The organism is Cryomorphaceae bacterium, assembly GCA_017798125.1.
Lineage (GTDB): Bacteria > Bacteroidota > Bacteroidia > Flavobacteriales > ECT2AJA-044 > ECT2AJA-044.
On record CP059070.1, the window covers coordinates 71,039 to 83,471 of the forward strand.

The following is a 12,433-nucleotide window of genomic DNA, read 5'->3' on the forward strand; positions in this document are numbered from 1 at the left end:
GCAGATGGCTGTAGTGTACATTCAGCGACGAGAGCGTTTTAGCTCTGCCCATCAACTTTTCAATCCGAATTGGTCGGTCGAAAAGAACGAAGAGGTCTTTGGTAAATGCGCCAATGAAAACTTCCACGGGCATAATTTCAATTTGATTGCCACCGTAAAAGGAGAGCCCAATCCCGAAACGGGCTTCGTGATCAACTTGGTAGATCTCAGTCGAATCATGAAAGATGACATCATCGAAAAGGTGGATCACAAAAATCTCAACCGCGATGTGGACTTCATGAAGCACAAGATGGCCTCGACAGAAATCCTTATCATTGAATTCTGGAAAATCCTAGCTCCCAAGATCGAAGAACTCGGTGCCACTTTGCATAAACTTCGGCTTGAAGAAACAGAAAACAACTTCGTAGAATACTATGGGGAATAAAATAATCGCCCTCGCCCTATTCACTGCATTCGCCTTGAGCAGTTATGCGCAACCAAAAGCCTCTGCTTGGTTTACGGCCGAAGGCAAAGAAGTCAAGTACGACAAACTGAAAAAAGACGTATTGAATGCGGATGTCATTCTCTTTGGGGAGCTTCATGACAACCCCATTTGTCATTGGAATCAGTGGGAACTTACCGACTTCCTTTACCGTCAAATTGGATCTCAGTTGGTTTTGGGCATGGAAATGTTTGAGACCGATCAACAACTCGTTCTCGATGAATACATGAGTGGAATGATGTCCGAAAGAAGCTTTAAAGGACAAACTCATTTCTGGCCCAATTATGGGACTGACTACAGACCTGTAGTGGAATATGCGAAGGAGAACGGCATACGCCTTATTGCGTCGAATGTACCTCGGCGATATGCCAACATCGTGTACCTAAAAGGAATGGACGCTTTGGATTCGCTTCCAGAGGCTGCTCGGCAGTACTTTCCACCAGGAGATATGCCTTTGGACACCAACTTGACCAGCTATCGCGAAATGCTTGAAATGGGAATGGGTCATGGCGGATGGGACATGATTAAAGCACAGGCCATGAAGGATTGGACCATGGCCTGGAGCATTCATGAAAACTTGAAGCCCGGTCAAAAATTCGTCCACTTTCACGGAACATTTCACAGCAAATACCGCGAGGGGATTACATGGTACTTGCAGCAAATGAATCCAGATCTCAAGATACTAGTCATCGCTTCCGTCGAACAACCAGAGGTGAATGAATTGAACGAAGAATTTATTGGTGAGGGTGATTACATTATTGCCATTCCCGAAACAATGACGAAAACTCATTAACATGAAAGCATTTGTATTTCCAGGGCAAGGGGCCCAATTTGTTGGAATGGGTCAAGACCTATACGATCGAGGCGGAACGCTAAGAGATCGCTTTGAGCAAGCCAATGATATCCTCGGGTTTCGTATTACGGACATCATGTTCTCGGGCACGGACGAGGAGCTCAAACAAACCAAGGTCACTCAACCTGCCATTTTCCTGCACAGTGTCATTGCCGCAGAAGCCATGGGAGTCGCTTTTGACCCAGACATGACGGCTGGTCACTCTCTAGGGGAGTTCAGCGCTTTGGTTGCCTCAAAGGCCATGAACTTTGAAGACGGATTGAAACTCGTTTCTCAACGAGCGATGGCCATGCAAGCCGCATGTGAAGCGCAGCCTTCTACGATGGCCGCCATTCTCGGACTGGACGATCAAGTCGTTGAAGACCTCTGTGACAAAACCGATGGGGTTGTTGTGCCAGCCAATTACAATTGCCCCGGTCAGCTCGTGATTTCTGGCGCCTATCCAGCCGTTGAAGCGGCCTGTGAAAAAATGAAGGAGGCAGGAGCTCGACGAGCACTAATTTTACCTGTAGGCGGTGCATTCCACTCACCACTAATGGAGCCAGCACGAGAACAACTCGCTGCGGCGATAGAGGCCACCGATTTCAGTGATCCTATTTGTCCTGTATATCAAAACGTCCCTGCAGCTGCTGTGAGCGATGCTCAAACCATTCAAGAAAACCTTGTGGCCCAATTAACTGCCCCGGTTAAATGGACACAAAGCGTACAAGCTATGGTAGCTGATGGTGCCACTGATTTTGTCGAGGTTGGACCAGGAAAAGTCCTCCAAGGCTTGGTGAAAAAGATTCACCGAGAAGCCAACGTATCCTCTTTTAGCCTCGATTAATGCTCATCCAGAGGAGTATAGATTTTAAGCGACTGATTCGCTACACCAGCAAAGGTATTTTCGGCATGGCCGCCTATGCCTCAGCAGTGGTCATCATCTATGCCATCCTCGGATTGAAGTTCGTTTCCATTCCATGGGCCATCATTCCAGTGGTGGGTGTTGCAGTCTCCTTTTATCTAGGTTTCAAGAACAACTCTGCATACGACCGTACTTGGGAGGCCCGAAAGATCTGGGGCGGAATAGTTAACTCGAGCAGAAGCTGGGGTATCATGGCACGCGATTTTGCACAAGATATTGATGGAATTGCGGGTTGGTCAGCTGAAGAGCTCAAAGGCCATCAACAAACGCTGCTGTACCGACATATCGCATGGCTCTATCAGCATCGACGACAACTCTTAGTTCATCGTACTTGGGAGCATTATGAGCCGCACAATAAGCCGTATCGAGATCATTTGGCCAAGAACTTTTTCAGTAAAACGAGTGAAGAAGAAATTGAAGAATTCCTGAGCGCAGAAGAACTTGAGAAGGTGATGAAGTCCAAAAATCCGGCTACCCAGCTGATTGCCAACCAAAGCGCCCATATATTAGAGCTTCGCAAGAAAGGCGTCATCAGTGATTTTCAGTTCATCAAACTAGAAGGGCTTTTAGAGGAGTTCTATACCCTTCAAGGAAAAAACGAACGCATAAAGAACTTTCCACTACCTCGTCAATACGCCACCTCTTCCCTCTTCTTCACCTTCTTATTCATCTTCCTCTTGCCATTAGGGATGGTGAAGCCATTTGATGACTTGGGTCCTTGGATGGTCTGGATGACCATCCCATTCACCAGCATCGTGGGATGGTTGTTTCTCGTAATGGAAATCGTGGGTGACTACGCAGAAAACCCCTTTGAAGGGCTGGCTTTTGACATCCCAATGACCAGCCTGTGTCGGACCATTGAGATCGATATGCGCGAAATGCTCGGAGAGACTGATCTACCTGATCCTATTCAGCCGGTAGATAACGTCTTGCTTTAACGGCCCTCGTACATTGTATCGTAGTACTTCTGATAGTCCCCTGAAGTCACTCGATTCATCCACTCTTCATTCGCCAGATACCAATCTATGGTCTCAGACAACCCTTCCTCAAAAGTTACGGACGGTTCCCAACCAAGCTCATTCTTGATTTTATTGGCATCAATCGCATAGCGGCGATCATGGCCAGGTCTGTCCGTGACATAGGTTATCAAGGCTTCGGAAGTCCCGGGATCACGCCCAAGTTTCTCATCCATTTGCTTGATGAGCACCTTGATCAGGTTGATGTTTTGCCACTCGTTAAACCCGCCAATATTGTACGTTTCACCATTCAGCCCTTCGTGATAGACCAAGTCAATTGCACGAGCATGATCTATGACATAAAGCCAATCCCGGGTGTACTTACCATCTCCGTAGACCGGTAGGGTTTTATTGTTGCGAATGTTGTTGATGAACAGCGGAATCAGTTTCTCCGGAAACTGGTTAGGCCCGTAATTATTGGAGCAATTGGTTACCACGTAGGGCAAGCCGTATGTCTCGCCATAGGCTCGAACGAAATGATCGCTGCTGGCCTTACTCGCAGAATACGGAGAGTTAGGATCATAGGGAGTTGTTTCCATGAAGAGACCTGTATCTCCTAAGGTACCGTATACCTCATCCGTGGAAATATGATAAAAACGCTTGCCTTCATAGTTTCCTTTCCAAGCGTCAACGGCTTCATTCAAAAGGTTGACCGTCCCAATGACGTTGGTACGAACAAAAGCAAGAGGGTCGCTAATACTTCGGTCCACATGACTTTCTGCCGCCAAATGAACTACTCCGTCAAAATTGTATCGTCCAAACAAGTCCTTTAAGGCAGCACTGTCGTTGATGTCAATGCGTTCAAAGGCATAGTTCTCGGCTTGATCAATATCACTGAGGTTCTCGAGATTCCCTGCATACGTAAGGGCATCGAGGTTGACAATAAGGGTATCGGGGTACTTGTTGACCATTAACCGAACAACGTGTGAGCCGATGAAACCAGCTCCTCCGGTCACGAGTAAAGTTCTTTTAAAATCTGACATTCTATCCTTGTTTTTTCAGTGATTCTTCAAAGTTCCAAGCCGAGGCCAGCATCTCTTCTAAGGAACGCTTTGGTTCCCATCCGAGTATTTCTCGGGCTTTGGAGATATCTGCATAAACTGCTTCAACATCACCGGCTCTACGATCCGCAATCTCATAGGCAATCGAGATTCCCGTTGCCGACTCAAATGCGTTGATCATCTCCAATACCGTTGATCCATCGCCCGATCCAAGATTAAATACCTCGAAGTCACCCTCGTTCTTTTTATCGATGAGTCGCTGCACAGCCAGAATATGTGCATCCGCGATGTCCATAACATGGATATAATCACGTACACAGGATCCGTCACGCGTATCGTAGTCTCCACCAAACACCCGGAGGAACTCTCTCTTACCCACAGCTGTCTCCGTAATGTAAGGTACTAAGTGATGGGGTTCTCCGTCTTGAAACTCTCCGATGATCGAGGTCTCATGTGCTCCAATCGGATTGAAATACCTCAAGGAAATCACGTCTACATCGCACGTTCGGCTGAAGTCTTTCAAGATGTCCTCACCTATTTTCTTGGTGTTCCCGTAAGGTGATTCCGCTTCTTTGACCGCAGCGTTTTCACTTACCGGTAATTCGTCGGGATTCCCATAAACCGTACAACTAGAACTGAAGACGATTGGACAAACGGAATTGCGATCCATGCACTTTAAGAGATTCATGGTCGAAATCAAATTGTTCTCGTAGTACTTAATCGGATTGTCTACCGATTCATTGACCAATAGGAAAGCAGCAAAGTGGATAACCCCTTGAATGTCGGGATGACGCTCAAACAATTCTTCGAGCTCCACAATATTGCACATCTCTACTTGCTCAAATTGAATCTCACGACCCACAATTTTCTCTATCCGCCCTTTAACCTCGTAGTCGGATTCACTCAAGTTGTCGATAACAAGTGGCTCGTAGCCCCGCTCGATCAAGGATACGCAGGTATGTGAACCAATGTATCCCAAACCTCCTGTAACCAAGATCTTCGCACCCATATCTATCGTTTAATGTATTTGTCAAAGTTGTAGTGTGCGGTCTCGTTCAAGCGCTCTTTCGGCAAGCTTTTAAAGTACTCGTAGGTTATTTTCAAACCTTCCGCTCTACTCACCTTGGGCTCCCATCCCAGAATTTCTCTCGCTTTGGTGATGTCCGGCTGCCGGACTTTTGGATCATCCGTTGGGAGACCTTTGAACACAATTTTCTGAGACGTACCTGTTAACTTGATGATTTCCTCCGCGAAATCTAGGATGGTGATCTCGTCAGGGTTACCGATGTTTACGGGATCAGCACAATCGCTGAGCAATAATCGGTAAATCCCTTCCACTAAATCATCGACATAACAGAAGCTTCGGGTTTGAGAACCATCACCGAAAACCGTTAGATCTTCACCGCGCAATGCTTGACCAATGAAGGCGGGTAAAACCCGACCATCATTGAGACGCATTCGAGGACCATAGGTATTAAAGATGCGAACGATGCGCGTCTCTAATCCATGAAAAGTGTGATAAGCCATTGTAATGGCTTCTTGAAAACGCTTTGCCTCATCGTATACACCGCGGGGCCCTACTGGATTTACATTCCCCCAGTAGTCCTCTCGTTGCGGATGAACCAAAGGATCACCATATACCTCAGAGGTCGAAGCAATGAGCAATCGAGCATCCTTTTCTTTTGCCAATCCGAGCAAATGGTAAATCCCCAAGGAACCCACTTTTAGGGTTTGAATAGGAATCTTCAAATAGTCAATCGGGCTGGCTGGAGAAGCAAAGTGAAGAATGTAATCTAAATCTCCACTGACGTGGACGAACTTACTGACGTCGTGATGATAAAACTCAAAATCATCTCGATGCATCAAGTGCTCGATGTTCCTTAAGTCTCCAGTAATAAGGTTATCCATTGCTACCACCTCATGGCCTTCGGCCAAAAAACGATCGCACAAATGACTGCCCAAGAAGCCCGCGGCCCCGGTAATTAGTACTCTAGCCATAGTATGTGTTTAGCGTACAACTTCTCGTCCGATGCTGCTGTAGAAGTATCCACGCTCACGCATCTCATCGAGATCGTACAGGTTTCGTCCGTCAAAAATGACTTTGGCACCCAGCTTTTCACCTAATTCATCGAAGTCGGGGTTTCGGAAAACACCCCACTCTGTACAAATGACCAATGCATCTGCTCCTTCTATGGCTGAATACTGATCATCGGCATAATTAATCTTATCGCCGATAACTCCTTTTACGTTGTCCATTGCTTCCGGGTCAAAGGCTGTAATCTCCGCACCCGCAGCAACCAATTTGTCAATAATGTAAAGAGCCGGCGCCTCACGAATATCATCGGTATCCGGCTTGAACGCCAATCCCCACATTCCAATTTTCTTTCCGGCTAGATTACCTCCAAAGAAGTCCATGACTTTGGGCACAATGACGACTTTTTGGTCCTCGTTGACGCTCATAACACTGTCGAGGATGTTGAAATCATAGCCGTATTCCTTTCCGGATTTAGCTAGGGCTTGAACGTCTTTTGGAAAACAAGATCCCCCATATCCAATACCAGGGAATAAGAATCGCTTTCCAATACGCGAGTCCGTACCGATACCAATCCGAACTTTGTCAACGTCAGCACCCACTCGCTCGCAGAAGTTTGCGATCTCATTCATGAAGGTGATCTTGGTCGCCAAGAAGCTGTTTGCCGCGTACTTGGTCAATTCCGCCGACTTTTCATCCATAAAGATGATCGGATTTCCTTGACGCACATACGGCTTGTACAGGCTACGCATCAGCTCTTGTGCACGCTCCGTACTGGCTCCGACAACGATGCGGTCGGGCTTTAAAAAATCATCTACAGCAAATCCCTCACGTAAAAACTCCGGGTTTGAAACCACGTCAAAATCGACCTTAGCGTTGGCCGCCACAGCCGCAGTAACTTTCTCAGCCGTACCCACGGGAACGGTACTCTTATCTACGATGACCTTATAGTCTTTGATCATTTTACCCAAATCATCGGCCACTCCCAAGACGTAGCTCAGATCCGCTGATCCGTCTTCTCCAGGAGGCGTAGGCAAGGCTAAAAAGATAATTTCAGCAGGATGCACCGCCTCAGCCAAGTCCGTTGTAAACTTCAGTCTACCTGCCTTGATGTTTCGTTCAAAAAGGACATCCAAATGCGGCTCGTATATAGGCACTTCTCCATTCCGCATTTTATTCACTTTCGCTTCGTCGATGTCGACACAAATAACCTTGTTCCCCGTTTCGGCCAAACAAGTTCCGGTCACCAATCCAACGTAACCGGTTCCAACGACTGCAATATTCATTTGATAGCTGTTTTTACTGCGTTAATGATTAGGTCTTGTTGTTCTTTTGTCAATTCGCTGTGCATCGGAAGACTAAACACACGAGCGCACAAACGCTCCGTTACGGGAAAGCTTCCTTCGTTGTAGCGATCATCAAGATAGGCTTTTTGCATATGCAATGGTACCGGATAATAGATCATTGCCGGAATCTCATTCTTCTGTAACTCAGCAACCAAGGCATCCCGATCTCCCTCCAACAACTGCAAGGTGTATTGATGAAAAACGTGAGAGGATCCATTTGCCCGTGCTGGAGTCTTCAACTGAGGTAAATCTGCAAATGCCTGATCGTAGTAGTCTGCCGCCTCACGGCGCGATGTATTGTATCGATCCAAATGGCGCAGTTTTATACGCAAAATGGCCGCTTGAATGCTGTCCAACCGAGAGTTCACTCCTACTTGATCATGATAGTAGCGAACGCTCTGCCCGTGGTTCGCAATCTGACGCAAATTGTTGGCCAGCTCATCATCATTGGTGAAAATACAACCTCCATCGCCATAGCAACCTAGGTTTTTGGACGGGAAGAAGGATGTTCCTGAAACATGCCCGATGGTGCCCGTTTTTTGGGTGCGGCCATCACTGAAAGTGTAATCCGCACCAATGGCTTGTGCATTGTCTTCGACGACATATAAATTATGCTCTTCGGCGATGGCCATGATTTCTTCCATCGGAGCAGACTGCCCGAATAAATGTACGGGCACAATAGCCTTTGTCTTGGGCGTAATAGCGGCACGCACAGCTTCGGGATTAATCTGGAAGGTATCTTCGTCGACATCTACCAACACGGGAGTATAACCAAGAAGTGCAATCACTTCAGCAGTTGCCACATAGGTAAAAGTAGCCGTGATCACCTCATCTCCGGGTTGAAGGCCCAATCCCATCATGGCAATTTGCAACGCATCCGTTCCGTTTGCACAAGGAATGGCGTGTTTAACACCCAAGTATTGTTCAATTTCGGCTTGAAAGGATTTGACCTCTGGGCCATTGATGTAGGCGGAAGATTGGACTACGTCAAGGACGGCTTTATCGACCTCCTCCTTAATGTGGTCGTACTGCGCCAGCAGGTCCACCATCTGAAGTTTTCTCATAGCTTGTAATTAGTACCTTTACGAACAAATGTAGTAATTAATAGAAGGGAAGAGAGTGATTATTCACAGGTTTTCGAAGGGATTGAAAGGACTCGTTTTGGGGCTCCTTTTGGGTGGACTTTTATCACCAATTCAGAGCACAGCTCAGGTAACTGCGAGAGACACCAATGCAGTCATTCCCATGCTGCGTTTTTCCTATGCCTATCAAATCCCAGGCGGAGATCTAGAGGAGCGATTCAACGACCACAGCGCGATAACTTTTGACTTTACAACCAAGTTTGGCAACCGACTTCTTCTAGGAGTTGGAGCGGATTTTCAATTCGGAGGTGGGGTGAATGAAGTGAACCTCTTGGACAGCATCTCTACTTCTGAAGGCCAGATCATTGACGGAACGGGTCGCTTTGCCGATATCCGCATCTTCCAACGTGGTTTCCGCGTATATGGTAACGTCGGCTATTTACTCGGTGGTCCAGGACCTAATCCGAACTCTGGATTCTACGCCATGGGGCGTGTCGGGTTCTGGCAACATCAAATTCGCATCGAAAATCCGGGAGACCTAGCTCCTCAGCTCAATGCCACCTACGCTCAATACTACGACCGCTTAACCAATGGACTCTTCTTTTCCGAATCTCTCGGGTATCAATATCTGGCCAACAACGGTTATTTCAACGCCTTTGCCGCGGTCGAATTCACCCAAGGACTCACCAGTGGAAGACGTGAATGGCAGATGGACCTTCGTGCGCCTTACGACGAATCGCGCCTAGACATGACCCTCGGATTTCGCATAGGGTTTGCCCTAGCTCTGTACCCGAAGGTGAACCGCAACGCCAAGTATTACTATTACTAATGAGCTTGAAGATCCCCCACTGGTATCGTTGGGGCGTTCAGGCCTACGGACTTGGAGTGCGCCTTACGGCGCGATGGAACACCAAAGCAAGGCAGTGGACCTCGGGACGCAAAAATTGGCGTTCCCATCTCCGCGAAAAATGCTCGGCTCTCGACAACCCATATTGGATCCACTGTGCCTCCCTTGGAGAATTTGAACAGGGAAGACCACTCATAGAAGCGCTAAGAGAAAAACACCCTTCAAGACCCATCGTTCTGACCTTCTTCAGCCCCTCGGGATTTGAGGTCAGAAAAAATTACACCGGCGCTGATGTGGTGTCCTACCTTCCTCTAGACACGCCGGCGAATGCCCGTGACTTCGTTCAAATCGTCAGTCCACGGGCCGCCATTTTTGTTAAATACGAAAACTGGCTTTGCTTTCATTCGGAACTCGATCGGCAGAGCGTACCGCGATTTCTCATCAGCGCACGCTTCCGAGCAGGTCAAATCTTCTTCAAGTCTCATGGCAAAATTTTCCGCGAGGCGCTCAAAGGTTTTCGTCACATCTTCGTCCAAGATCAAGCGAGCCTGGACCTTGCTCTCAGCATTGAATTGGGCAATGTCACCGTAACCGGGGATACCCGTTTTGATCGGGTCATGGCCATCAAGAACGGAGCACAAAAAGACCCCAAGTTTGAATCCTGGAATACGGATGGCCCAGTTTTAATCTTAGGAAGCTCCTGGGACCCAGAAGAAGCACTAGCCGCGAAGCATTGGGACGGGCCAACGATCATCGCTCCCCACGAAGTCCATGAGGAGCATTTGAAGGCTATTGAAGGGCAATTTCCCGAAGCGCAGAGGTATACACAGACCGAAAATCTAACGAGCAGAGTGATCCTCATCGACACGATTGGACTCTTGAGCAATCTCTATCAGTACGCGGATGGCGCCTTCATTGGGGGTGCCTTTGGAAAAGGCCTTCACAATACCCTTGAAGCCGCCGTATGGGGAATACCCGTTTTCTTCGGCCCCAGATACGAAGCCTTTATTGAAGCCAAAGGCCTAATCGAAGCCGGAGGGGCTGTAAGCCTGAGTTCTGGCCAAGATTGGTCAAAAATTCCAGAACCCTCTACTTGGCCTGAAATGGGTATAAAGGCATCGAGTTTCGTGGCACAAAATACGGGCGCCAAGAGTAAAATCTTGGAGAAATTAGACTGACTCTTACCGGTGCGTTCCTTGACGGTAATGGCGAACGAGTCTATATCCTACCCCCCATTCGATCCAATCAGCTGCGGCACCGTTCTGGGTTTTTAAAGAAACTTGGGCAAAGAATCGGTCGTTGAACTTATAGTTAGCCCCAACACGCATCCACATGTTTCCTCGAGCGTCGATGGTCTTGTAGATATACGTACCCACCTGTGTCACGAGACCTACATTCCAGATGTTGTATTCGTGGCCAATATGCGCTCCTAAATTGACGTAGTCGCCTCGAACGGGATCCATACCGTTTTTAATCTCATTGGACTTCTCGTAGAGGGATCCATCGTAAAAGACATCCGCTCCAATATACCAGGCGCCTTTGTGCGCGTAAACACGACGAAAGTCAATCACAAAACTGCTGGTCCCGTAGCGAGCACCTTCTTCCTCTCCATCGGGTTCTGCCTGCACGGTTCCCACAGCCAAATAGGCGGAAATATCGTATCCCTTGGGTTTGGGAGGTGCGGTCTTGTATTCGTAGGTCGGACGAACAGCCAAGATCAATTCAGGATCTTGAGCTTGGACAAACTTCTGCATCGGGTTGAAGTGATAGCGCATTCCAACATTCACCCCAAACATGTTGAGCCCATAGTTCGGAGTAAATGAGCGACCGTTTGAGAAGTGCGTCAGGTCAATCCCATAGGTCAGATCCATCTCTCTGTTAAGCTGACTCTTTCCGCCGATGTTGGCGTTGAAGTACACGGTTGCACTCGATCCAATCGCATCGTTGTAGGGATTGTCCTCTGGGTCCCAAGCCTTGAGGTCATAGGTCAATCCGACGGCCAATTCCCAAATCAACACGTGACGAAGATTGGGATTGGTCAAGGGTTGCGAGAACCAGAGGTACAAGGCATTCGGATTGCCCATAATCTCGGGATCTCCAATCACCCCACTGTAGTACCCAATCCCGTAGCTCGGAAACTTGGCATTGGCTTGCCACCATTCCTTTCCGGTAGACTGCCATCCCAAGCGAACCTCCACACCGGCATAACCATTGTCGAGAAAGCCTTCAAGCCCTTGGCCCGTATATAAGTGTGACCCTGTGTGGCCCGAAATCTGGAAGGTGTTGAACTTTCCGTAATTCTTGTTGCCCTCCACTTCAGATCGCCAATTCTGGGCACTTGCCCATCCTGCCGTGAGGCAGAAAACCAAAATCAAAATATTTCTTTTCATGGCGCTGTACTGAAGTTACGTGGGTGAGGGCGGAAGATGTTTCCGGACATGAAGTCGACGGAGTGGCTTACTGCGGGTGCGGCGAAGTCGAGAATAAAAAAGACTGGATCCACTTTCCGGTAGAGCGTATCGCTGACCAAGACCTCACCCGTTGGGCTGATGATCTGAATATTGCTGTGGTCTTGAACTACGGTTGCTGGAATCTTGAGTTTTCCCTCTTCTGGAGAGCCAAAATCAGCTCCGTCAATCATGACCGTGCTTTGTGGTGGAATGGTTTCGTCGAACTTTAGTGTATTGGTTCGACTTCCAAATACTGTGGCGCACGAGGTCAAAAGACTCCCCGCCAGCAGAAGTACTAGTATCCGCATAATCCTGGGTTTGGTCTGGGAAATTTACAACAATTTTAAAGGAGGTCTGCGCCTACGGCGCGATACCTTCCTCACCCTTTTTCTAACAAAAAAGCCGACCTCTAAAAGGTCGG

General features: G+C 47.9%; 13 protein-coding genes. 6 read left to right on the forward strand and 7 right to left on the reverse strand.

All coding sequences use genetic code 11. The features are described 5' to 3' along the window. Window positions 1-4: 4 nt before the first annotated feature. Genes HZ996_00305 through HZ996_00320 form a run of 4 tightly spaced genes read left to right on the forward strand, consistent with a single transcriptional unit; the run spans window position 5 to window position 3,176 of the window. Window positions 5-424 (forward strand): 6-carboxytetrahydropterin synthase, encoded by a 420-nt coding sequence (locus HZ996_00305; GenBank protein QTN37640.1) that lies wholly within the window; start codon window positions 5-7, stop codon window positions 422-424. Then, entirely contained in the window at window positions 414-1,274 is an 861-nt protein-coding gene (locus HZ996_00310) for a ChaN family lipoprotein (protein QTN37641.1), read from the forward strand. The genes HZ996_00305 and HZ996_00310 overlap by 11 nt, the downstream gene beginning before the upstream one ends. Before the next feature lies 1 nt (window position 1,275). Continuing rightward, the gene (gene fabD / locus HZ996_00315; GenBank protein ID QTN37642.1) at window positions 1,276-2,160 is read left to right on the forward strand and encodes an ACP S-malonyltransferase; all 885 of its coding nucleotides are present in this window, start codon (window positions 1,276-1,278) and stop codon (window positions 2,158-2,160) included. Then, window positions 2,160-3,176 (forward strand): hypothetical protein, encoded by a 1,017-nt coding sequence (locus tag HZ996_00320; GenBank protein QTN37643.1) that lies wholly within the window; start codon window positions 2,160-2,162, stop codon window positions 3,174-3,176. Before fabD ends, HZ996_00320 begins: the two co-directional genes overlap by 1 nt. Here HZ996_00320 and rfbB read toward each other — a convergent pair. Genes rfbB through HZ996_00345 form a run of 5 tightly spaced genes read right to left on the reverse strand, consistent with a single transcriptional unit; the run spans window position 3,173 to window position 8,697 of the window. Next, complete coding sequence (rfbB, locus tag HZ996_00325) at window positions 3,173-4,237, reverse strand: dTDP-glucose 4,6-dehydratase (GenBank protein QTN37644.1); 1,065 nt, start codon at window positions 4,235-4,237, stop codon at window positions 3,173-3,175. The two genes, HZ996_00320 and rfbB, sit on opposite strands and share 4 nt — an antisense overlap. A gap of 1 nt (window position 4,238) precedes the next feature. Continuing rightward, window positions 4,239-5,264, reverse strand: a complete 1,026-nt coding sequence (gene galE / locus HZ996_00330) for a UDP-glucose 4-epimerase GalE (protein QTN37645.1) — start codon at window positions 5,262-5,264, stop codon at window positions 4,239-4,241. 2 nt (window positions 5,265-5,266) lie between these two features. Beyond that, window positions 5,267-6,253: an SDR family oxidoreductase gene (locus HZ996_00335; GenBank protein ID QTN37646.1), complete on the reverse strand. Its 987-nt coding sequence runs from the start codon at window positions 6,251-6,253 to the stop codon at window positions 5,267-5,269. Between the two features lie 9 nt (window positions 6,254-6,262). Further along, on the reverse strand, window positions 6,263-7,573 hold the full coding sequence (locus HZ996_00340) for a UDP-glucose/GDP-mannose dehydrogenase family protein (GenBank protein QTN37647.1): 1,311 nt from the start codon (window positions 7,571-7,573) through the stop codon (window positions 6,263-6,265). Further along, entirely contained in the window at window positions 7,570-8,697 is a 1,128-nt protein-coding gene (locus HZ996_00345; protein ID QTN37648.1) for a DegT/DnrJ/EryC1/StrS family aminotransferase, read from the reverse strand. The genes HZ996_00340 and HZ996_00345 overlap by 4 nt, the downstream gene beginning before the upstream one ends. A gap of 82 nt (window positions 8,698-8,779) precedes the next feature. Here HZ996_00345 and HZ996_00350 point away from each other — a divergent pair, with 82 nt between their 5' ends. Both HZ996_00350 and HZ996_00355 read left to right on the forward strand, forming a co-directional pair. Next, window positions 8,780-9,544, forward strand: coding sequence for a hypothetical protein (locus HZ996_00350; protein ID QTN37649.1), 765 nt, complete (start codon window positions 8,780-8,782; stop codon window positions 9,542-9,544). Beyond that, window positions 9,544-10,740, forward strand: a complete 1,197-nt coding sequence (locus HZ996_00355) for a 3-deoxy-D-manno-octulosonic acid transferase (protein QTN37650.1) — start codon at window positions 9,544-9,546, stop codon at window positions 10,738-10,740. Before HZ996_00350 ends, HZ996_00355 begins: the two co-directional genes overlap by 1 nt. Window positions 10,741-10,743: 3 nt before the next feature. Here HZ996_00355 and HZ996_00360 read toward each other — a convergent pair whose 3' ends face one another. Both HZ996_00360 and HZ996_00365 read right to left on the reverse strand, forming a co-directional pair. Further along, a complete protein-coding gene (locus HZ996_00360; protein QTN37651.1) occupies window positions 10,744-11,952 on the reverse strand; it encodes an acyloxyacyl hydrolase in 1,209 nt (402 codons plus the stop codon). Next, window positions 11,949-12,320, reverse strand: a complete 372-nt coding sequence (locus HZ996_00365) for a hypothetical protein (protein QTN37652.1) — start codon at window positions 12,318-12,320, stop codon at window positions 11,949-11,951. Before HZ996_00365 ends, HZ996_00360 begins: the two co-directional genes overlap by 4 nt. Between the last annotated feature and the right edge of the window lie 113 nt (window positions 12,321-12,433).

What these genes read in the sequence shown, in the direction of transcription:
- HZ996_00360 (QTN37651.1), bottom strand. Translation starts at nt 11,952, where the DNA reads ATGAAAAGAAATATTTTGATTTTGGTTTTCTGCCTCACGGCAGGATGG.
- HZ996_00335 (QTN37646.1), bottom strand. Translation starts at nt 6,253, where the DNA reads ATGGCTAGAGTACTAATTACCGGGGCCGCGGGCTTCTTGGGCAGTCAT.
- HZ996_00340 (QTN37647.1), bottom strand. Translation starts at nt 7,573, where the DNA reads ATGAATATTGCAGTCGTTGGAACCGGTTACGTTGGATTGGTGACCGGA.
- HZ996_00345 (QTN37648.1), bottom strand. Translation starts at nt 8,697, where the DNA reads ATGAGAAAACTTCAGATGGTGGACCTGCTGGCGCAGTACGACCACATT.
- HZ996_00305 (QTN37640.1), top strand. Translation starts at nt 5, where the DNA reads ATGGCTGTAGTGTACATTCAGCGACGAGAGCGTTTTAGCTCTGCCCAT.
- HZ996_00320 (QTN37643.1), top strand. Translation starts at nt 2,160, where the DNA reads ATGCTCATCCAGAGGAGTATAGATTTTAAGCGACTGATTCGCTACACC.
- HZ996_00355 (QTN37650.1), top strand. Translation starts at nt 9,544, where the DNA reads ATGAGCTTGAAGATCCCCCACTGGTATCGTTGGGGCGTTCAGGCCTAC.
- galE (QTN37645.1), bottom strand. Translation starts at nt 5,264, where the DNA reads ATGGGTGCGAAGATCTTGGTTACAGGAGGTTTGGGATACATTGGTTCA.
- HZ996_00365 (QTN37652.1), bottom strand. Translation starts at nt 12,320, where the DNA reads ATGCGGATACTAGTACTTCTGCTGGCGGGGAGTCTTTTGACCTCGTGC.
- HZ996_00310 (QTN37641.1), top strand. Translation starts at nt 414, where the DNA reads ATGGGGAATAAAATAATCGCCCTCGCCCTATTCACTGCATTCGCCTTG.
- fabD (QTN37642.1), top strand. Translation starts at nt 1,276, where the DNA reads ATGAAAGCATTTGTATTTCCAGGGCAAGGGGCCCAATTTGTTGGAATG.
- rfbB (QTN37644.1), bottom strand. Translation starts at nt 4,237, where the DNA reads ATGTCAGATTTTAAAAGAACTTTACTCGTGACCGGAGGAGCTGGTTTC.